At 38.8% G+C, this 21034-nt stretch carries 24 protein-coding genes; 16 read left to right on the top strand and 8 right to left on the bottom strand.

The features are described from left to right. Positions 1-78 precede the first annotated feature (78 nt). Entirely contained in the window at positions 79-1218 is a 1140-nt protein-coding gene (asd, locus tag WDB87_RS13170) for an aspartate-semialdehyde dehydrogenase (RefSeq protein ID WP_337850092.1), read from the top strand. A gap of 55 nt (positions 1219-1273) precedes the next feature. On the opposite strand, the gene WDB87_RS13175 is transcribed toward asd, so the two are convergent. Further along, positions 1274-2434 (bottom strand): GGDEF domain-containing protein, encoded by a 1161-nt coding sequence (locus WDB87_RS13175; RefSeq protein ID WP_337850093.1) that lies wholly within the window; start codon positions 2432-2434, stop codon positions 1274-1276. Positions 2435-2710: 276 nt separating this feature from the next. On the opposite strand from WDB87_RS13175, the gene WDB87_RS13180 reads away from it, so the two are divergent. Next, the gene (locus WDB87_RS13180) at positions 2711-3826 is read left to right on the top strand and encodes a DUF748 domain-containing protein (RefSeq protein ID WP_337850094.1); all 1116 of its coding nucleotides are present in this window, start codon (positions 2711-2713) and stop codon (positions 3824-3826) included. Between the two features lie 45 nt (positions 3827-3871). On the opposite strand, the gene WDB87_RS13185 is transcribed toward WDB87_RS13180, so the two are convergent. Further along, entirely contained in the window at positions 3872-4687 is an 816-nt protein-coding gene (locus tag WDB87_RS13185) for an ion transporter (RefSeq protein WP_286248206.1), read from the bottom strand. Positions 4688-4776: 89 nt separating this feature from the next. Here WDB87_RS13185 and WDB87_RS13190 point away from each other — a divergent pair, with 89 nt between their 5' ends. From WDB87_RS13190 to WDB87_RS13210, 5 genes are all read left to right on the top strand, one after another. Then, on the top strand, positions 4777-4989 hold the full coding sequence (locus tag WDB87_RS13190) for a hypothetical protein (protein WP_286248208.1): 213 nt from the start codon (positions 4777-4779) through the stop codon (positions 4987-4989). A 3-nt stretch (positions 4990-4992) separates the two neighbouring features. Then, positions 4993-5274: a hypothetical protein gene (locus WDB87_RS13195; protein ID WP_286248210.1), complete on the top strand. Its 282-nt coding sequence runs from the start codon at positions 4993-4995 to the stop codon at positions 5272-5274. A gap of 59 nt (positions 5275-5333) precedes the next feature. After that, the gene (locus WDB87_RS13200; RefSeq protein WP_138540049.1) at positions 5334-5528 is read left to right on the top strand and encodes a YwbE family protein; all 195 of its coding nucleotides are present in this window, start codon (positions 5334-5336) and stop codon (positions 5526-5528) included. Continuing rightward, positions 5525-6040, top strand: a complete 516-nt coding sequence (locus WDB87_RS13205; RefSeq protein WP_337850095.1) for a DUF4240 domain-containing protein — start codon at positions 5525-5527, stop codon at positions 6038-6040. The genes WDB87_RS13200 and WDB87_RS13205 overlap by 4 nt, the downstream gene beginning before the upstream one ends. Before the next feature lie 181 nt (positions 6041-6221). After that, a complete protein-coding gene (locus WDB87_RS13210; RefSeq protein ID WP_337850096.1) occupies positions 6222-6677 on the top strand; it encodes a hypothetical protein in 456 nt (151 codons plus the stop codon). Positions 6678-6711: 34 nt separating this feature from the next. Here WDB87_RS13210 and WDB87_RS13215 read toward each other — a convergent pair whose 3' ends face one another. From WDB87_RS13215 to WDB87_RS13225, 3 genes are all read right to left on the bottom strand, one after another. Then, complete coding sequence (locus WDB87_RS13215) at positions 6712-7974, bottom strand: Y-family DNA polymerase (RefSeq protein ID WP_337850097.1); 1263 nt, start codon at positions 7972-7974, stop codon at positions 6712-6714. Next, positions 7962-8375, bottom strand: coding sequence for a LexA family protein (locus tag WDB87_RS13220; protein ID WP_055017071.1), 414 nt, complete (start codon positions 8373-8375; stop codon positions 7962-7964). The genes WDB87_RS13215 and WDB87_RS13220 overlap by 13 nt, the downstream gene beginning before the upstream one ends. 81 nt (positions 8376-8456) lie before the next feature. Beyond that, positions 8457-8876: a MarR family winged helix-turn-helix transcriptional regulator gene (locus WDB87_RS13225; protein ID WP_286248228.1), complete on the bottom strand. Its 420-nt coding sequence runs from the start codon at positions 8874-8876 to the stop codon at positions 8457-8459. Between the two features lie 126 nt (positions 8877-9002). On the opposite strand from WDB87_RS13225, the gene WDB87_RS13230 reads away from it, so the two are divergent. The 3 genes from WDB87_RS13230 to WDB87_RS13240 all read left to right on the top strand — a co-directional run bounded on the left by WDB87_RS13230 (position 9003) and on the right by WDB87_RS13240 (position 12168). Continuing rightward, entirely contained in the window at positions 9003-9746 is a 744-nt protein-coding gene (locus WDB87_RS13230; RefSeq protein ID WP_337850098.1) for a siderophore-interacting protein, read from the top strand. 140 nt (positions 9747-9886) lie between these two features. Further along, complete coding sequence (locus WDB87_RS13235; protein ID WP_337850099.1) at positions 9887-10876, top strand: LLM class flavin-dependent oxidoreductase; 990 nt, start codon at positions 9887-9889, stop codon at positions 10874-10876. Between the two features lie 293 nt (positions 10877-11169). Next, positions 11170-12168 (top strand): patatin-like phospholipase family protein, encoded by a 999-nt coding sequence (locus WDB87_RS13240; protein WP_337850100.1) that lies wholly within the window; start codon positions 11170-11172, stop codon positions 12166-12168. Between the two features lie 75 nt (positions 12169-12243). Here WDB87_RS13240 and WDB87_RS13245 read toward each other — a convergent pair whose 3' ends face one another. The 3 genes from WDB87_RS13245 to WDB87_RS13255 all read right to left on the bottom strand — a co-directional run bounded on the left by WDB87_RS13245 (position 12244) and on the right by WDB87_RS13255 (position 14412). Next, positions 12244-13101 (bottom strand): DMT family transporter, encoded by an 858-nt coding sequence (locus tag WDB87_RS13245; protein ID WP_337850101.1) that lies wholly within the window; start codon positions 13099-13101, stop codon positions 12244-12246. Positions 13102-13196: 95 nt separating this feature from the next. Then, positions 13197-13907 carry an AraC family transcriptional regulator gene (locus WDB87_RS13250; RefSeq protein WP_286248239.1) on the bottom strand — a complete coding sequence of 237 codons (711 nt, stop codon included), beginning with the start codon at positions 13905-13907 and terminating at the stop codon, positions 13197-13199. A gap of 73 nt (positions 13908-13980) precedes the next feature. Beyond that, positions 13981-14412, bottom strand: a complete 432-nt coding sequence (locus WDB87_RS13255; RefSeq protein ID WP_055254207.1) for an Lrp/AsnC family transcriptional regulator — start codon at positions 14410-14412, stop codon at positions 13981-13983. 167 nt (positions 14413-14579) lie between these two features. Here WDB87_RS13255 and WDB87_RS13260 point away from each other — a divergent pair, with 167 nt between their 5' ends. The 6 genes from WDB87_RS13260 (at position 14580) to WDB87_RS13280 (ending at position 19999) form a co-directional block, all read left to right on the top strand. Beyond that, positions 14580-15662 carry an ornithine cyclodeaminase gene (locus tag WDB87_RS13260; RefSeq protein ID WP_337850102.1) on the top strand — a complete coding sequence of 361 codons (1083 nt, stop codon included), beginning with the start codon at positions 14580-14582 and terminating at the stop codon, positions 15660-15662. Next, positions 15659-16570, top strand: a complete 912-nt coding sequence (gene ctlX / locus WDB87_RS13265; protein WP_337850103.1) for a citrulline utilization hydrolase CtlX — start codon at positions 15659-15661, stop codon at positions 16568-16570. The genes WDB87_RS13260 and ctlX overlap by 4 nt, the downstream gene beginning before the upstream one ends. 125 nt (positions 16571-16695) lie before the next feature. After that, a complete protein-coding gene (locus WDB87_RS13270; protein WP_286248249.1) occupies positions 16696-18102 on the top strand; it encodes an alanine/glycine:cation symporter family protein in 1407 nt (468 codons plus the stop codon). 139 nt (positions 18103-18241) lie between these two features. Further along, positions 18242-19255, top strand: coding sequence for a patatin-like phospholipase family protein (locus tag WDB87_RS13275; RefSeq protein ID WP_286248251.1), 1014 nt, complete (start codon positions 18242-18244; stop codon positions 19253-19255). A gap of 224 nt (positions 19256-19479) precedes the next feature. Beyond that, complete coding sequence (locus WDB87_RS15780) at positions 19480-19641, top strand: DUF4160 domain-containing protein (RefSeq protein ID WP_443197911.1); 162 nt, start codon at positions 19480-19482, stop codon at positions 19639-19641. Between the two features lie 100 nt (positions 19642-19741). Beyond that, complete coding sequence (locus WDB87_RS13280; protein ID WP_286248253.1) at positions 19742-19999, top strand: DUF2442 domain-containing protein; 258 nt, start codon at positions 19742-19744, stop codon at positions 19997-19999. Positions 20000-21034: the final 1035 nt, after the last annotated feature.

Genomic DNA, 21034 nt, shown 5'->3' on the forward strand with positions numbered 1-21034 from the left:
GCGCTTTGGGTGTTAGGTTTAATAAAAATTAATTCTCACGCAATGAATTTTAATTTTTAATGTATTAAGGCATCTTTTATGAATCAAACAGTGGAAAAAACAATGAAAAAAGTAGGATTAGTCGGTTGGCGTGGCATGGTTGGCTCTGTGTTATTAGAACGTATGCAACAGCAAAATGATTTTGCGCATATCGACACCACCTTTTTCACCACCTCACAAGCTGGGCAACTCGGCCCAGATATTGCGGGCGACGCAAAACCGTTACTCGATGCAAGTGATGTAAATGAACTTGCTAAAATGGATATTATTGTTACCTGTCAAGGTGGTGATTATACCAAAGCGGTTTACCCTAAATTACGCGAATCGGGTTGGGGTGGTTACTGGATTGATGCAGCTTCTGCACTGCGTATGGTTGATGACAGCATAATTGTACTTGACCCTGTAAATAAAGATGTTATCGAACAAGGTTTAGAGCAAGGCGTAAAAACCTTTGTAGGCGGTAACTGTACCGTATCGTTAATGCTACTTGCTTTAGGTGGCTTGTTTGAGCAAGACTTAATTGAATGGGTAAGCCCAATGACTTACCAAGCGGCCTCTGGTGCCGGCGCTCGTAATATGAAAGAGCTTATTGCACAAATGGGCGCTATTCATTCAAGCGTTGCCGAGCAACTAGATAACCCAAGTTCAGCTATTTTAGAAATAGATAAAATAGTGAGCGAAAAAATGGCTTCAAGCGATTTACCACAAGACCAATTTGGCGTGCCGCTTGCTGGTAGCTTAATTCCGTGGATTGACGTGCCAATGCCAAGTGGCCAGTCTAAAGAAGAGTGGAAAGCTCAGGTTGAAGCGAACAAAATTTTAGGCTCGTCTAAGCAGCCAGTACCCATTGATGGTTTATGTGTACGTATTGGTGCAATGCGTTGTCACAGCCAAGCCATGACCATTAAATTACGTGAAGACATTAGCGTTGAAAAAATTGAAGAAATTTTAGCTTCGCATAACGAGTGGGTTAAAGTTATCCCTAATGAACGTGATATCACGGCTACTGATTTAACCCCAGTTAAAGTAACAGGGACTTTAAGTATTCCTGTTGGTCGTATTCGTAAATTAGCGATGGGCCCTAAATACATTAGCGCATTTACTGTAGGCGATCAGCTATTGTGGGGCGCTGCAGAGCCACTTCGTCGTATGCTGCGCATTATTGTAGACGGTGAATAATTTTTACATTTAAAACTATATATTAAAAAGGGTTAGCGTATTGCTAACCCTTTTTTTAGTTAAGCGGCATTGCATATGCTACTTTATTTTTCCCCTCATGCTTTGCTATGTACAAAGCTTTGTCGGCTAAATCTATAGCTTTATCAATTGGTGTGTTAACACACTTGATACTGATCACCCCAAAGCTTGCCGTAACATCTATACATTGCTTTTTGCATGCAATGGGCTTACTTGCAAGAGTTTCTCGTAATGTATCAGCAAACTTCTGTGCTTTTAATTCTGTCTCTCTGGCTATGAGTACGACAAATTCTTCTCCACCTAGTCGGGCAAAAATATCTTCTTTTTGTAAACACGCTTTTATACGCTGAGTTGCTTGAACTAACACCTCATCCCCTGCAGCGTGTCCAAATTCGTCATTGATATTTTTAAACGAGTCTATATCCCAATATATAAGGGATACATGCTGTTTACAGCTTAGATGAGCTTCAAGTTTTTGTTGGCCAATATCGTAAAATCCGCGCCTGTTTATGCATTTTGTTAGTACATCGGTTATGGCGAGTTTTTGCATCTCTTGGGCTAAGTCTGAAGCCATTATAAAAATAATAAACACCGCCATACCCACATGCGCAGTTGGGACCGTTATAAAGTTAATGAGTGTGTATAAGTCTAAATAAGTTTGGTTCACTTGGCTTCCTTGCATCAGCGCGATAGTGGCAGCAATGAATAAACATATTCCACACAAAGTGTAAGTAATGGCCGCACCAACTTCAGCTGGGAGCGATTTGGCTTTATGTTTTATTATAATTACGGCATTTACCAGCAGCAGTAAAATATCGTAATAAATATATAACGACATGAATAAGCCAACATGAACATTTATGGCTTTATAATAATAAACCGCGGCTAGCGTGATCACGGCTAATGCTAATAAATACTTTAAATTAATAGGGCATCGAGCACGAATAGCGTGCCCGCATGTGCCTAAAATCACAGACCCCATAGAAAAGCTCACTCCCGTCATCCAATAAAGGGTATCTGAGTCGAAGTAGGGCCTTAATAAGATAGTGCCCCATTGGCACGCAGAGAGTACAAACGCACCACCCCAAAATAAAGCGTATGACTTTTTCCCTAGTGTAAACCACGCCATTAAAAAAATAACAGACCAAATAATACTGGTTAGTAAAAGTGTAACTAAAATAAAAAATATTGGACTCATAGAGGTATGTTCTTGTGTGAGTTACTTTTTAATGTAGTTGAGGTTGCTTATTAATTCGAGCAAAGCGCTGTTATTAAAGCATGCTATTTGTAAAAGTTTATGTATTACTTGTTTGTGTCTAATACATCTATATTACGTTTTTTGGTATAGCTTTTGCTGCCGTTATCGTATTACATCGCTTTTTGCTCGGTTTTAGCTGATTTGTGCGTATTTAGTTCACTTACGCCCGTAACATTTACTTATTCGAGTAATTAAGCCCCACAACAAGGATATAAAATGGCTTTTACTTTTAAGCATGCCCGAAATAAATGTTTGTCTGTTTTAGTTACTACAATTTTATTTTTAATTTTATTAAGAGCGGCAGCGCCTTATGCGGTTCAATATTATGTAAACCAGCAGCTAGAACAAACACAAGGAATAACAGGACATGTTGGTGATGTAGATTTATATTTATATCGTGGTGCATATGCGATTGACGATGTTGAAATTTACGCTGTAGATGCAACATCAGCCCCTAAACCTTTGTTGGCGATACAAACCCTTGATTTTTCACTTGCTTGGTCTGCACTTTTGAAGGGCAATTTAGTCACTAATATGGCTTTTACTCGCCCAGAAATTGTTATATACGATAAGGACCCATCAACCGCTGAGCAAAACCAACAAGTTAAAGACGAAACAACTTGGGTTGGGCTTGCTAACGACTTAGTGCTTTTTTCAATCGATACCTTGCGTATTAATAACGGTAAAGTTTCGCTAGTTAATGCGACAAACGACGGCGAAAAACCCACGTATATTTCAAACATAAATGCTGAGATTAAAAATATAACCAATGCCCAAAACCTTTCTAAAACGCTAGTCACCAGTTTAAATGTAGAAGGTGCTTTAATGGGAGAGGCTGCACTTATCTTAAACGGGAAGTTAGACCCTTTTAGTGAACAAGCTAATTTTGATTTTAATGTTGAGGTACAACGTTTTTCTGTTAAAAATCTCGAAACTGTTTTTAAAGTGTATACCCCATTTGATATTGAGGCCGGTGGCATTGATGGTGCAATGGAGCTTGCAGCTAACAACAATAACTTAAATGGTTATGTAAAAGCCGGTGTGCACAATTTAAGTGTTTTTTCGTGGCGTGAAGACATTGAAAAAGATGACGACGGCCTATTTACTGCTATTTTTGAAGGCAGTATTGATTTACTCAGTTCGTTATTAGAAAACGACGAGTCAAAGCTGGTGGCTGCTCGGGTGCCTATAGAAGGGCAGTTAGATAATGCTGACGTTTCTACTTTTGAAGCGGTGGTATCGGTTTTAAAAAATGCGTTTTTTGAAGCGTTTAAAATGAAGGTTGATAACGTAATTTCGTTTGAAAGCACACAAAAGCAGCAAGATGAGTAACCAAAAGCCCTTTGCATTAACTCAATGCAAAGGGCTTTTTAAGTTTTAGCTATGAGTATTTTTATTACCCAATAACGTTTTTAGCTCTGCAATTTGCGCTTGAAGCTCAATAACCTGTCCTTGTGTTGCCGGAAGAGAGCTATTATCTGCTTTGAGCTCACGGGCACTGCGATGCTCTTCGCTCATCACTTCTAAAATGGCACCTACCATCATGTTTAAAAACACAAATGCGGTTAAAAAGATAAAAGTGAGATAGTAAATCCAGCTCAGCTCGTACACCGCCATGGTTTCGTACATAATGTCGGTCCAATCTTCAAAGGTGGCTATTCTAAATAGCGTTAACATTGAAATGGATACGTCTTGCCAAAGCACGGGGTTAATATCGGCAAACATCATGCTGCCCATAGCTGCGTAAATATAAAAAATAACAAACATAAGCAGCGCTATGTAACCCATTTGCGGTATAGCTTTAAGTAATGAATTTACAAGTAAGCGCAGCTCGGGGATCATTGATACTAAACGCAGTACCCTAAATATGCGCAGCAATCGAGCAAGTAACATGGTTGAGCCCGCAGCTGGGTACAAGCTGCCAAGTACAATAATGGTATCAAATATATTCCAGCCCTTTGAAAAAAAGTCTTTTAATCCTTTACTTGCAATAAAGCGAATAATTAACTCGATTAAAAAGAACGTTGTTATTCCTACATCCATCCAATTTAGAATAAATTCTACAGTGGGGTGAAGAGAATAGGTATGAGCACCTACGGTGAGGGCAGAAACAACAATGACAGCAATAACAAATGATTGAAATATCTTGCTTTTGTCTATACGCTGAAACAGCTTTTGTAACTGCGACATCATAATTATGGGTCCTATGCAAAGTCAGGTTTTTATGACGCTAATATACAATAATATTGTTGCTTTCGATAACGAAAGTGTAAGGAATTCTAATGTTAATCAGCCAAATAACTAAAAGTGCATTGCTGTTTGTGGGATTTTCGGTACTTGCAGGGTGCAGCTCCGACGCTCGCTTTCATGAAATTCAATCGGCACGTTTAGATGAATGTAATTATAAAGCCGATAAAGAGTATTATGAGTGCCTTAAAAAACAAGATAAAAATTTTGAAGAATATAAAAAACAACAAAGTGAGCAAACACAATAAGTTATGACAAAAACACAAAAATTGCGCGACAAACAAATACGCCAAGCCCTCACTAACGCCTGTGAGCAAATAAAAGCGACTCATTATGGCTTTGCCTATTTAACTCACACCGTTGATTTAAAAAATGAAGCAAAGTCACTAAAAATAAGCTGCTATTTTGAAGATGATGTAGCCTATCACGACACCGAGGCGCATTTCTCTCAGCTAGTCGATATTATTAACGCTGAACTTAGCAAAATAAGCTTACCGGTAGCGGCTAAGCAAGTAGCGTTTTTAGTTGATTAACATTGGTTTGCCTAGCTTTGGACGGTATAATTACCAAAATTATTTTTAGGATATAAAGCATGGCTGTTCCATCGCGTTCGCAAATCACACCAGGTACAACCGTAAATATTGTATTAAAAGAAGATCAACGCAGCGGCACATTAACCCAAGGTGTAGTTGAGCGTTTATTAACTAAGTCACCTAATCACCCGCATGGTATTAAAGTACGCCTAGAAGACGGTCAAGTTGGTCGAGTAAAAGAGATTTTAGAATGACAGTGTTAACTGAGCAGGAATTTTGGGATTTAGTGACCACGCCTGAGTTAGGGCTCGACCCTCAAAGCGTAAGCGACAATTTAAAAGCTAAACTGAGCGAGCTTACTGACGAGCAGCTTATTGCTTTTGATAAATTTTTTGGTATTAACATGCGCAAATCTTTTACCTGGGATTTGTTCGGTGCCGCATTTGTTATGGCCGGTTGTAATGACGAATATGGCTTTAGCGAATTTAGATGTTGGCTTATATCGCGAGGAGAAGCCGTATTTAATAACGCATTGAATGATGCTGACTCACTTGCACAGTGTTCACCGGTGTATTATTTAAATGAGCAACCTTACCCTTATATTGATGAATACGATTTAATTGCGGGTTTACTTTATGAGCAGCGCAACGACGACGAGTTGCCGTTTGTTCCATCAGGCGAGCAACCTGCAGGTAAACGCTTTAAAGACAAACCTAAATTTTTAAAGCAAAGCTATCCGCAATTATTTGCAAAATACTGGCAGTAAAGTCACCCTTAGTGGTTTATTTATTTAGTAATTAAACCACTTTGTTTTATTACTCGTAAAACATAACTACAACACTGCATTACATAATGCTAAGTGATGTGTCCTTTTTTTAGATTAAATCTCTGTTATAGTTATAAAAGTTAGCGCCGCACGTTACTTATTACGAGGATACGCCCACTTAATGAAAACCTTACTTTGTTTTTTAATTTCGACAACCTTTATTAGTGCATCTGCATTGGCTACGCCAAGTAATAAAAGCCGTTTTATACCGTTATTAAAAACAATGCTTGGCGATTACCAGGTGGTAACTGCTAACTCCCCACTGTGTGTGGATAGTCAATTGAGTTTAATTAACCCAGTCTACCCAGACGCGGGCTTCAAATTAGGCGAGCATATCGCGTTTGAAAGTCTGCATAACGGCACACGTACCACTAAAAAACCTGACTTTTGCTTTGTAACCAGCTCGTATAAATACAAAAGTGATGGTGTAGATAACAGCCTAAGAATGAGTCGCTGTGTTGATCCCGTTAACGAAAAAACCATTAGGCAAAGCATAGAATTTGTGAGCCCTACAACTGTTAAATACACCCTTAATGATCCACAAGTACAATGCACCTTTGAAAAACAAGCCGATTGAACACAGCGTTTAATTTATAAAGGCAATAGCGCGCTTATTCATAACAGTAAATTTTAGGTATATCGTGCCAGCGAGTCGTGTACTGGGGCGATAAGTGATCTCTGTTCATATGCCAGCCTTGGTTTAATTTGCTGCTGGCTAGAGTGAGTATACCTTTTCCGTAGCGGTTGTTTATTGTATCAAGACACTGCATTAATTTAGGGTTATCGGCACTTTGGTTAAATAAATCGTTTTGCTGGTACTGCACCGAGGTAAGCTCTAAGGCGCCTACACCACATTTATAAAAGCGTACACCTGGCTGGTAAATATGAGCAAACACTTCTGATACAGCATTGGCCATTACGCAGGTATCGTTAGTGGGGGTGGCAAATTTATATATAAACGACTTTTTACAATAGCGGTCTTCGTGTTTGCCCGTGGCGGCAAATATATAAAGTTGTTTTGCTAGTGAGCGCTGGGCTCGTAGTTTACTTGCCACTGTGGTTACGTGGTTAATAAGGGCGGTTTTAAGTGCAGTTGGCTCACTGATCCGCTCACCAAAGCTGCGAGTAGAATATATTTCTCGTTTATCTTGGCGTACATCGTCCCAGGTTAAGCACGCTACACCATTTAGCTCACTTACGGTACGCTCCACCACTACGCTAAACGCACGACGCATGGTTTTAGGATTTTGCTGTGCTAGATCCCACGCGGTATGTATGTTCATTATGTTAAGCTTTTTAGCTAGGCGCTTTCCTATGCCCCACACATCGGCGCAGCTCATTCTTTGTAAAATAGCTTGGCGGCTTGGCTCGTTATCTATAACGGCTACGCCATCAAACCCGCTTAGCTTTTTAGCTGCATGGTTAGCGGCTTTAGCAAGTGTAGGTGTAGGGCCAAAACCCACACCCACAGGGAGCTTAGTTTCGCGCCAAACGGTACGCCTTATTGTATGCCCATACTCATGCCAGTTTTTAATAAGTGGCATGTAGCCATTAAAGTGTAAAAACGACTCATCAATACTGTATATATGCTGTGTATCGCAAAAGCGGCCAATTACGTTCATCATTTTGGCACTTAAATCGGCGTACAGCTCATAGTTACTCGAACGTACAACCACATTATTTTTCTCAAGCAAATGCTTAACTTTAAAATAAGGGCCAAATTTAGGAATGTTTAAATGCCGAGCAATCGGGCACACCGCACATACGCAGCCATCGTTATTAGTTAAAACCACCACAGGTTTAGAGCGAATAGCAGGGTCGAACACTTTTTCGGCGCTGGCATAAAAGGCAACGGCATCGACTAAGGCGTACATTTTAATAGCTCAGGGCTTGGGCGGTGCATTCTAATTGATAGTGTAACCACGCCCTCTAACTGAAACTCATCAGCTGGGGTTAGTTGTACCGGCTTATGTAAAGGCGATGCCGAGAGTAACCGCGCATTGGTTTTATCCAATAGCTTACACACAAATAAGCCATTTAAATTGGCAACAATAACATCGCCGTTATCGGCTTGCTCAGCACGGTCTACTACAAGCAAGTCGCCCTCAAAAATCCCCACCTCTTGCATGGAGTTACCCGATGCAATACCAATAAAGGTGGCGTCGGGGTGCTTTATTAATAGCTCATCAAGCGAAACACCTAGCTCGGCATATTGCGCCGCGGGCGATTCAAATCCACACACACCAGCTTCTATATAAACGGGAATAACAAACATAACATAACCTAAAACGCATATACTGTATAAGTGTACAGTATATGCGTTTTGTATGAGTTATGCCAAGAAATGAAAGGCAGCTTAGTCCATGTTTTTGATCATTTGTTGCGCGGTATCTAAAAAGTCTTTGATTTGTTGAGGATTTAAATTTTTACACATTTGTTCATTTATTTGCTGCTCAGAGGCTAATAACTTATCAAAAAGTGTGTTGCCTTGTTCGGTGAGCGACAAAATAAAGCAGCGTTTGTCGTGCTCACTTGCTTGCTTATTGATAAGGTTTAAGGCAATTAAATCTTTAATTAAGCGGGCAATTTGTGCTTTGTCGCGCTGTGTTTTGGTAACTATATCGTTAGCGGTGCAGTTACTTGTAGCGGCAATTATATGTATACAACGCACGTGCATAGCATTAATACCAAGGTCGCCTGCGTTAATGGCCTCGCGGATTGTTACACGGTAATTTTGCATGAGTTCAAACAAGGTATTTGATAAAGACGTATTCATAGGGCTCTCAATGTAGTTGACAATGTCAATCAATCTGTTTATAGTTGATTTTATCAACCAATGAGGCGTTGTGCAATGCTTGCTTTAAAAAGCAGTTAACTATTTTGTTAAACGAGGTGATTTTAAATGGGTAAACAAGTTCGCAAAGCTAGAGTACTAAGTACTGAACAAATAACGCCGCATTTACAGCGCATTATTGTAGGCTCAGCTGAGTTTTCGGATTTAACGCCAGCGCATATTGGCAGCTATGTAAAAGTGCTTATTCCTCAAAATGGCAAAGTTGATTTTAATTTAAAAACCGCGTGTATGCGCTCTTACACAATAAGAGACGTTGATGAGGCAAGTGGTGCGTTAACGCTCGACTTTGTAATAAATATGCACCAAGGCCCAGCAACCCATTGGGCTAAAATTGCCCAAGTAGGTGATGAGCTCGCTATAGCAGGCCCAGGCCCTAAAAAGCTTGATAATTACCAGCACTCGCACTATGTTTTGCTAGGCGATTTAACCTCAGTAAATGCAATAAAAGGGTACATGCAGCAGTTACCCGCAAGCGCAAAAATTGACGCGTTTGTGCATGCGCCTACAGAGCAAGACATTATTGATTTACACACGCAGCGCGATGTTAATTGGATAATTACAGATACACCTGATGCCGATATGCTCAACGCGCTTAACAATTTGCCACACACAAATGAGTCACCTATTGTATTTATGGCATTAGAGGCAGGATTAGTGCGTAAAGCAAAAACCTTACTTACGCATAACTTTAATATACCGCGTAGTAATATAGTTTCCTCTGGTTATTGGAAAAAAGGCGTAGACTCAGAGGGTTATAAAAAAGAGCGTCAGCAAAGCTCTGAGCTTGCATAAATACCTAAGAGCAAAACAGCCTAACGCTATTTTGCTTTTATCTGTTACCTTACTTGAATTGAATAAATAGCAGACCCATTTAAGTGTTTTATGCTGATGATGAAGCCCATTATTAGCATGCATTTTAAGGAGCTGCTATTTTGTTATCTTCCATTCCCTTTTCGTTATTAGAGCTTGCCCCCATGATCAAAGGGGAAAGCGTTTCTCATACGCTCAAGAAAACCACTAAATACGCCCAGCGGGCAGACCAATTAGGGTTTAATCGCTTTTGGCTGGCTGAGCATCACAATATGCCCGGTATAATTTGTGCTGCTACTTCAATATTAGTAGGCCATATTGCAGGTAAAACTCAGCGTATTCGTGTTGGCTCCGGCGGAATAATGCTGCCGAATCATTCGCCATTAGTTGTGGCTGAGCAATTTGGCACGTTAGAGAGTTTATACCCCGGGCGAATAGATTTAGGTCTTGGCCGCGCCCCAGGTAGTGATCCGGTAACTAGCCGTGCACTCAATAATGATATGAGCCGCGCTGAAAATTTCCCTGGGGAGGTAACAGAGCTACAAACATTATTAGGCCCATACAACGGCACTCACCCAATACGCGCTATTCCTGGGGAGGACACAAATGTACCACTTTGGCTGTTAGGCTCGAGTTTATTTAGCGCGCAATTGGCCGCCCAAAAAGGGTTACCTTATGTATTTGCAGGACACTTTGCGCCGCGTTTTGTACACGATGCAATAGCGCTATACAAACGAGAGTTTAAAGCCTCAAACGTATTAGATAAACCCTATGTAATGCTTGCTTTACCGCTGGTGGCGGCAGAAACCGATGAAGAAGCGCAATACCTCTCTACCACCTCAAAACAACGGGTGCTTGAATTAATACGCGGCAAAGAGCTATGGCTAAAACCTCCGGTAGATACCATGGAAGGATTATGGAGCGAGCAAGAGCGTGCCCACGTAGAAAACTTTTTAAGTTTAAGCGTAGTAGGCGGGCATGTGAGTATAAAACACAAATTACAGATGATAGCGAAAGAGCTAGAAGTGGATGAGTTTATATTTACTAACGATGTTTACAACAGCGAAAAACGCCACAGAGCCTTAGAAATTTTAATGGAAATAAAACATTAATTATATTGGTTAAGCAAGCGTACACCCTAAGCTTGATACTATACAGGCATCATTAAAAGTTAGTTTTTATATACTTTGTTTATTAACTTTCAGTGGTGTCTGTATTAAGTTGTTTTCGGTATTTAATTAGTTAGTGCAAAGTGTTTTGCCAATGTTTAACGGCTATTTTTGCATTTATTACCGTTCTATTTTTTCAATTAAATTGATTTAAACAATCAATTTTAAGATACCACTTTAATTTTTTATAATGACTGTATAAACAAAAACATCATTAAATTAAAGGAAGGTACACCGTGAACGCTCTAACAACCGCATCGGCTAATTCAGTTACAAAACCAGCGCAGCCAAAAGTTGCACTGATAGCTGAAGGTGGCGGACAGCGAGGGATATTCACAGCCGGTGTACTTGATGCGTGGTTAGAGCAAAATTACGACCCCTTTGATTTATTTATTGGCACCTCTGCCGGCTCGCAAAATTTAACTAGCTATTTAGCACGCCAAAAAGGCTATGCAAAACGTTTAATTAGAGGGCTTTCGCGTAACAAGCGTTTTTTTCAATTGGGCCGTGGTTTAATGGGTAAACACATAGTTGATTTAGACTGGTACTTTGATAAAACCACCGAGGTAAACAGAGTACTCGACTTTAAAACAGCTAAAAGCAGTTTAGGTGAGCGAGAGTTACTTATAACTGCAACCAATACTCGCGACAGAAAAGCCTATTACTTATCGCCAACTGGTGAGGGAAAGCAATGGCGAGATTTATTAAAAGCTTCAAGCGCGTTACCTTTTTTGTATAAACAGGGGGTTAAATTAACACCTTGGTTAGATACAAAAGCGGCAAACGAAGCAGATTTAGCTCATCAAGAGCACTCTAGTGACGACTTTTATGTAGACGGCGGTTTAGCTGCGCCATTGCCGGTACGCGAAGCTTATAACCGCGGTGCACGAAAAATCGTGGTAATAAGAACCGTTGATGAGCATTTTCAAGCGCAAACTGCATGGGTTCAAAAGCTTAGAACATTTGCGTGTGCGTCAGGTTACTGCCCAAAAACACTTGATTACTTGATTCAACACGAACAAGCATACCTAGACGAGCTAACGTTTATTGCCAATCCGCCTAGTGATGTAGAAATTATACAAATTTTTGCAGATGAAAAACTACACAGTAAATTATTAGGCAGTTCAAACGATGATTTACGCTTTGATCATAAACTAGGTGTAAAAGCAGGCCGCGCTTATTTAAAAAGTCAAAATGCACGTATAGTAGATTACGCACACAGCTATGCCATGTAGCTGTGTATACCAGCGCTTAAACTTAAGTGGTAATTTAAGTTTAAGCGCTGGTAAAGTGCCTTAGCAAAATTAAAGCTATGCTTTTTTTAAGCTTATCGATGGCTTTTTATTGCTAATTGCCGCACCTAATAAAATAAGCGCTAAAGCAATAAATACTGACCAACTAAAGGGAGCCTGCGAGGCGAGTATTAAAATAAATGTAGAGAGCACCGGCGTTAAAAAGCTTAAGGAAGCTAATAGCGAGCGATTACCAAATTTTAAACCATGATCCCATAAATAAAATGCACCACCTACTGGGCCTAATCCTAATAAAATAGCGCCTAGCCATTGTGAAGAAGACAAACTAGTAACGGTTGTTTCAAAATAAAAATGTGCACAAAGGGCAAGCACTGCCACAATCAGTGAAAGCCAGCCTATGTCATCTACATGGCTATTAAATCGCGACATTAAATAAGAATAACTCGACCAAAGTACGGCGCAGCATCCTGCAAAAACATACCCTAAGTAATATTCACTATTGATTGATAACCCACTGCCATCGGTAATTAAACTAAGCGTGCCTAAAAATCCCAGTAATCCGCCCAATATAGCTTTAAATTTAGCCCCTGGGGTAGCAACAAATACACCTAGCAATAATGGCCAAAGGTACACAATTAAGCTTACCTCGATTAAAGGGCCGTATTTTAAAGCCATAAAATAACAAAAGTGAAAACCAAATAAACCAGTAACACCTATTATAATTTGCTTTTTAGAAAGCTTAGGAGGGGTTAATAATGGCTGTTTTGTAGCTACGCGTTTAACTAATAAAATAATAAAAGAGAGTGAAAAACATATAAAAAGTAACTGAAAAGCAGGCAGTGCTTTGGTTAAATTACCTAGTAAGGCTAAAAGCCCCCACGAAAATATTGCTAAAAGGCCTATGTTTGTTGCCATTAATTATCCTCCGTAAATACTATTTACTGAGTGTATCAACAGGGTGAAGTATAAATATGCTAAAAAGGCGGTGTTGTTGTTTGCTTAGGCGCAATTTACTGCTTTGTAAACGCTTTAGGTGGCTGCCCAAAGTATACATTAAACCGACGGCTAAAAGCAGAGGCATCGTTATAACCAATGCGCTCACCTACTAAAGCAATCGGCAGGTCTGAATGGGTTAATAAGGCGCGCGCATGCTGCATTCGTAACATAGTTATATATTGCAGCGCACTCATGTTAGTGTTTCTTTTGAAAACAGTTTTAAATTGCGTAACGCTTAAACAGGCTATATTGGCCAGCTCTTTTAACGTGTAGGGATACGCTAAATTTTGCTTTACCGTGGTTATTACATTATCTATTCGCTTATCAATATTACTGTGGCTGCTTTGCTCACAAAGTAATAAATAAAATAAATCAAAGGTTGAGCTAGTCAGTTTATCATCACTAACAACGAGCAGTTGCTGCTCAATAAATTGTAAGTAACTTAATAAGCGGCTATCTATTGAAATTTTAGGGCAAAAAAGATTTATAAGGTTATCAGGGAGCGCATCTAAATCTGCCACAATAAAACGTGCAGCCTCATCGGCCGTAAAGGCATGCACTACGTTTTTATGTATAACTATACAACTGCCTGTACTGACCGTTGTTTTAAAGTCATTATTTAATGTTATGTGTATTTCACCGTGTAGAGGTAACACGAGTTGATGGTAATTATGCTGGTGGCGCTTTATATCTTGCGAATAAAACCGAATAGAAAGCTTATTCATTGCCTACTCCAATATCTAATACATAAACCGAGTATTGTCTAAAATTCTTTAGTAAAACATCGCGTTAATAAACCTAAGTAGATGACAATAATATACTGGTTTCGCTATTTAAAATGCCTTCTATTTCGCGTACTTGCCTGAGTACGCCATCAAACTCACTTAAATTAGCAGCCTGTATTTCAGCCACTAAATCCCAAGCGCCATTAGTAGTATGTAACTTAGTAAGCTCAGGTATACCACGCATGGTTTTAATTACCTGCGAGGTCGATTTACCCACCACTTCTACCATCATAATGGCTCTTACGGCTTCGGTTTCTATGTGTTCATGTACGCGCACAGTAAAACCTAATATAGCACCCGATGAGACTAAACGGTCCAAGCGGTTTTGTACCGTCCCGCGCGACACTTTTAAAACATCGGCCAATGCTGAAATAGAAGCGCGGCCGTCTTTTCTTAATTCGGCTATTAACGCGTTATCTAATGAGTCGTAAATATAAGGGGTCATAAAACGCCTAGGGTTATGTGTTTATTACAAATTACTAAATTTGTACTTTGATGCATAGCAATTTGCTAAAAAATAACATTATTTGTATAAACTTTTGGCATTTTAAGTAACACCTCTGGCCTATAAACTTATTTCAAATAATTTATTTAGTCATTAAAGAGGTATTTATGAGTCATTTTATCGCACAGCCTAAACAAGGTGTTCCATTTGTGAGCGTACAGGCAATGGCCAAACTTATAAATAAAGTGGGCATAGAAAACGTGCTATTAGCGCTTACTCAAAGGTTAGAGCAAGATTTTGCTCGCTGGCACGAATTTGATAAATCGCCACGTTATGCGGCGCACTCTCCAGATGGCGTAATAGAGCTTATGCCCGTAAGCGATGGCAAAATGTTTAGCTGCAAATATGTAAATGGTCATCCAAAAAACACATTTAAAGAGCTTCAAACAGTGGCCGCATTTGGTATTTTGTCGGATGTTGATAGCGGTTACCCAGTAATGATCAGTGAAATGTGCCTACTAACGGCCCTACGCACAGCGGCTACATCGGCGCTTGTTGCAAAGTATTTAGCGCCTGAAAACTCAACAACGCTGACATTAATTGGTAATGGTGCACAGTCTGAGTTTCAGGCACTCGCTTTTAAAGCCGTATTAGGTATTACCCACATTCGTTTATACGACATTGATAAAAACGCCTCACAAAAAGCCTACAACAACTTAAGTGGCTACGGCTTAAATGTAACTATATGTAATAGCGCAGCGGAAGCCGTACAGGGCGCGCACATTGTTACCACCTGCACAGCGGATAAAAAAAATGCCACTATTTTAACCAACGATATGATCCCACAAGGTGTGCATTTAAATGCCATTGGTGGAGATTGCCCTGGTAAAACAGAGCTTGATTCACAGTTACTAGAGCGTGCCACTGTGTTTGTAGAGTACGAGCCGCAAACCAGAATAGAAGGCGAAATACAGCAAATGAGCGACACTTTTGCCGTAACAGAGTTTCATAAAGTAATTAATAAACAAGTACCTGGGCGTACAAGTAACGACGAGCTAACTATTTTTGATGGGGTAGGTTTTGCAAGCGAAGACTTTACCGCATTGGTTTATATTAAAGATGCGCTGGTGGCTGCGGGTGAGTTTGAATTACTTGATTTAATTACACAACAAGCTGATCCACGTAATTTATTTTCGGTACTTAATTGTACACAAACAGCAAAAACCCATAAGCAAGAGCAAGTGGCATGAGTTATATAAAGCAAGCACCAAGCGCTGTGGTTATGGTGCGACCGCATCATTTTACATCTAACCCACAAACTATGTTAGACAACACGTTTCAAAGTACCTGTAACTCACAAAATCAGAGTCAGCACGCCTTTGACGAAGTAACCAATGCGGTTAAATTATTACAAAACGAGGGCGTAACCGTTCACCTTTTTGAAGACGAACAGACACACACGCCCGATTCAGTGTTTCCAAATAATTGGTTTTCTACCCATCAAAGTGGTGAGCTAGTTGTTTATCCAATGTATGCAGAAAACAGAAGATTAGAATATCGAAAAGATATTATTGATTTTTTGACTAATCACTATAAAGTGTTGTCTGTGACTGATTATTCATTTTTAGCGAAAGAAAATGCATATTTAGAAGGCACAGGATCGCTTGTTATTGATCACCCACATAAGCTTGCTTATGCAGTAGAATCTAAGCGCACTACTAAAACTGTGGTTAATACAGTATGTGAACAATTAAAGCTAAAACCTGTTGTATTTAATGCGTACGATAAACAAGGTACTGCGGTTTATCATACTAATGTATTAATGTGTATAGCAACAGAGTTTGCCATGATCAGCTTAGATATGGTGCCAAATAGTCAGCACAAACAAATAACTAGCCATTTTATACAAAGCCATTTAGAAGTAATAAACTTAACTAATGAGCAAATAAGTAGCTTTTGCGGCAACGCAATAGAGCTACAAGGTACAAATGGCCGTATTTTAGCACTCTCACAAACGGCGTTTAATGCACTTACAACCGAACAAAAAGCAGCAATACAAAAAACAGCTAAACTTGTTCCGTTACCTATACCAACCATAGAGTCGGCGGGAGGTTCGGTTAGATGCATGATTGCAGGCATTCATCTGCAAAGTAAATAACCTACCACTAAGTCAACATACTAAGGCAGCTTAGCTGCCTAAATCTATGGCTAATATGCATAATTAAATGCCATTTACTCAACCACTTGCTGAGTAAAACATAATAAATACAAAAGGATTAGCCCATGTTCGATACCGTAGTAAAAAGTGTAAATGGCCTATTATGGGGAGAGGGCCAAATACTGATCTACATACTACTGTTTGCAGGTATTTGGTTTTCGGTGCGTTTAAAAGCAATTCAAATAGTAAAATTTAAACACATGTTTAGCCTTTTAAAAGGCAGTAGCAAGTGTAAAAAAGACGATATCTCATCATTTCAGGCATTGTGTACTGGCCTGTGTGCTCGTGTAGGTACAGGTAATTTAGCTGGGGTAGCCGTTGCCATTTCACTTGGCGGAAGCGGCGCCATATTTTGGATGTGGGTTATTGCCATACTTGGCATGGCAACCGGCTTTGCCGAAAGTGTATTAGGGCAGGTGTATAAAGTACGCGATAGTAGTGGCGAGTTTAGAGGCGGCCCCGCCTATTATATTCAACAAGGTTTAGGCAGCCGTGCCTTTGCTATTGTGTTTGCCGCGTGTTTATTTTTAGGTTACGGCTTTACCTTTAGTGCCATGCAAACCAATACCATAACCGACGCCCTTAACTATGCATTTGAAGTACCCACCTTTTATTCAGGATTAGTAATTACCGTATTAGCAGGCTCAATTATACTTGGCGGCTTTAAAGCAATAGCCCGTTTTGCTGAACGTGTAGTGCCATTAATGGGCATATTATTTGTAGCAGCTGCCGTAATTATAACGCTTATAAATTTACCGCAAGTACCAGCCATGCTTAAAGATGTATTTTTATCAGCCTTTGGCTTGCAAGAAGCTGGCGCAGGTGCAATGGGTGCAGCCATTAAAAATGGTATACAACGCGGTTTATACTCTAACGAAGCCGGTGCGGGTAGTGTGCCCCATGCAGCAGCAAGCGCAAGCCCTATTCCTAATCACCCAGTAACACAAGGCTATATACAAATGCTTGGCGTGTTTTTTGACACCATTGTACTTTGTAGCTGTACCGCCGTTGTGATTTTACTTGCCGATGTAGATATAAGCGGCGAAATGGAAGGCATACGTTTAACGCAAAGCGCCATGACCGCACACTTAGCACAAGGCGGCGTATATTTTGTTGCGGCAGCCATTACTTTATTTGCCTTTACTTCGGTGGTGGCCAACTACGCTTACGCCGAAAGTAACCTACATTTATTTAAGCTCGATAACAAAGTAGGGCGCACAATTTATACATTACTTTATTTATCAATGATGCTGTGGGGCGCATCTGCGTCTCTAAAAGAAGTCTGGGATTTAGCCGATATAGCATTAGGGTTAATGACAGTAGTTAACGTAATCGCTATTATATTGCTCACGCCAACTATTTTGTCTGTTAATCGCGACTACAACACACAAAGAGAAAAAGGCATAGAGCCCGAATTTAAAGTAAAAAATGTAAAAGTACAGGGAAAATGCGAAAGCGGCATTTGGGATTGATTCGCGTATTTTAAGCAATTTTAACGATAAAAAGCGGTTTTATGGCAACATAAAACCGCTTTTTAAATTTGCATAATTATTCAGTTTTGGGTTTTGTAAACTGCACTAAAAGCTAAGAAAAATAAGGTAAACTGATTTAATGATAGACATTCATGCAGGGAAAACAGCAGCAAAAATTATTAACAAGCAGGGCTTTAAACCCGAGTTATTTACCTCTTTTTTAGGGGCAAGTGGTGGGCCTAAATGGTTTACTTTATTTGGTTTAGACAAATATATTTTTGGTGAGTTTTTTAAACACCGCACCCAACCACTTAACTTAATTGGATCATCTGCTGGCGCATTTCGATCTGCGTGTTTTGCACAAAACGACCCCGTTGCTGCCATTGAGCGTTTAGCAAAATCGTATTCGCAAACGCGCTATTCTAGTAATAAACCAACACCAAATGAAATAACAATAAAAGCGCGCGGATTACTTGAAGATGTTTTTGGGGATAACGGTGTAACCGAAATTTTAAATAACCCCGTGTTTAAAGCGCATTTTATAGTGGCTAAATCTAATGGCTTTATTGCCAGCGAAAATAAATTAATTCAGCTTTTGGGTTTATCAAAAAGTTATATGCTCAATCGCGTAAACCGAAAATTGTTAGGCTCGCAGTACGAGCGATTTATTTTTGGTGCGCCAAACAGTAATTTATCAATAACTGATAGTTATAACTTTAAAACTCAAAACATACCACTTAGCCAAACTAATTTAAAAGATGCCTTACTCGCATCGGGCTCTATACCGCTTGTTATGCAAGGTATAAAAAATATTGCCGGTTCACCACAAGGTATGTATCGCGATGGTGGAATAATTGACTACCACTTTGATTTAAAAATTAATAACCCAGGCTTAATTTTATATCCGCATTTTAATAGCGAGCCAAAAGCAGGGTGGTTCGATAAAAATTTAAAACGTAAAGTAGCACCACAAAATTACGATAATGTTGTGATGATCTCACCATCAAAAGAATTTATAGCAGGTTTACCTTACGGAAAAATTCCAGATAGAAATGACTTTACTAATCTCGATGCAGACACACGCATTAAATATTGGAATACCGTTTTTAGTGAAACTGAAAAATTAGCTGAAGCGTTTGATAAGAAGCTATAAATAAGTATGTATTAGCTCAGGCATGTACTAAATTATTACATTTTTATTAAAGGGCTAGAGTATTAAATAATAAATATGGGATTGTGCTAAGCGAATAAAAAATTATACTTACTAATTATAGAGATAGGAGCTTTTAGGTATACTTTAAAACGTAAAACTTAAGTTAGGCAATGGAGAAAGGAGATATTTATGCCAAAAATATATGAATACTTTGGGCTAGTACTATTTTTTATAGCAATGAACATGAGCCGATCCATATTCATGCTAAATTTCAAGGTAAAGAGTCTAAAGCCGAGCTGCATATGTTGAGCGGCCGCATTTACAAGATTGTGATAAAGGATAAAGGAACGGGACTTGAACAGAAAAAACGCAAAGAATTTGAATAGTTCGTTAATGCTTATGCTGACGATATAGTTAATAAATGGGTCGATTATTTTGTTAAAAAGAAACATATCAGTCCACAATTGATTACAAGAAAGGTGAAAAATGTCAGAGCTATCGGTAGTTAATGCTAAACATATTACAGGTCATATACTTGATATTGAATTCAATGACGGGCATATTTCGACTGTAGATTTTGCCACATTTATTTTTTCTGTAGGTCATCCTGACTACGAAGCTTACAAAAAGATAGATGGTTTCTTAAACTTTGATATTGTTGATGGAAATATCAATTGGGATGACTACACTATGATTTTTCCTGTTGAGGATTTATACAAAAATAAAATCATAAAACATAGCTAGAGAAGCTTTAAAGTTAAATTTATAAGCCGCTAAAAGCGGCTTATAAATTATTTATCTGAATATAATATAAGTCCACAAATAAGGTCGTAATATTAAGGAAGAGGATGAAAGCCTTTCTGTTAATGCTTATGCATTCTGTAAAGCAATATACTTTGTCTTTTTTTACTAATTAATCTTAATATAAGGCTTCATTAATTTCGTTAGCTCTTGTAAAAAACAATTCAAATTAGAACTAGCTTCTCTATTGTATTCATAAATCCTTTCTAGGGCAGCTGGTTCACCAGTGCTTTGCATTGCTCTTTTAGTACCATTAAAAGATATTGCATATTCATGTACTTTCTCTAGAAATTTATAAATTCCAGATTCTGACGGAAATAGTAATTCTGAAGCAATAAAGTGGCTAAAAGTAACGTCAGAAATATATCCATTGGTATACTCTTGATATAGCTTCTGCGAATCTATATAAACTTTATATCTGCTATTAAAAAGAGCTAGATTAAGATTACGTTTTTTGTATTCGAGTTTGAATGGACGCAATTACAAACATAGCTATAGCTACAAAAGATGAGACCAGGGATACAATGAGTGTTAAGTTATCTATCGTGATGATAGGCATCTTCTTTATCCTTGTTTATCTATTTAGTCTATCATATCAGAAAGAAAATAAATAAAAATACTTATAAATCAGCAGCTTAGCTGGCCATACAGTCACTTAAACTAAAGTGTTTATTAACTTCCTGTACTTTAAGATATTTCACCAATTATATTTAAAAGCTGGCTTTGTAGGTTAGATAAATAAATATTCTAAGTTTTATTTTGTGCATTAAATATTTTACACATGTTATCTGATATTAACCAAACAATGAAAAGAGAATAATAAGCATTAAATATTCGATTATATAAGAGTTAAATTATTTTAGCTGATAGCTGATAGCTGATAGCTGATAGCTGATAGCTGATAGCTGATAGCTGATAGCTGATAGCTGATAGCTGATAGCTGATAGCTGATAGCTGATAGCTGATAGCTGATAGCTG

The sequence above is a fragment of the Pseudoalteromonas sp. C12FD-1 genome (genome assembly GCF_037414265.1).
Classification (GTDB): Bacteria; Pseudomonadota; Gammaproteobacteria; order Enterobacterales; family Alteromonadaceae; genus Pseudoalteromonas.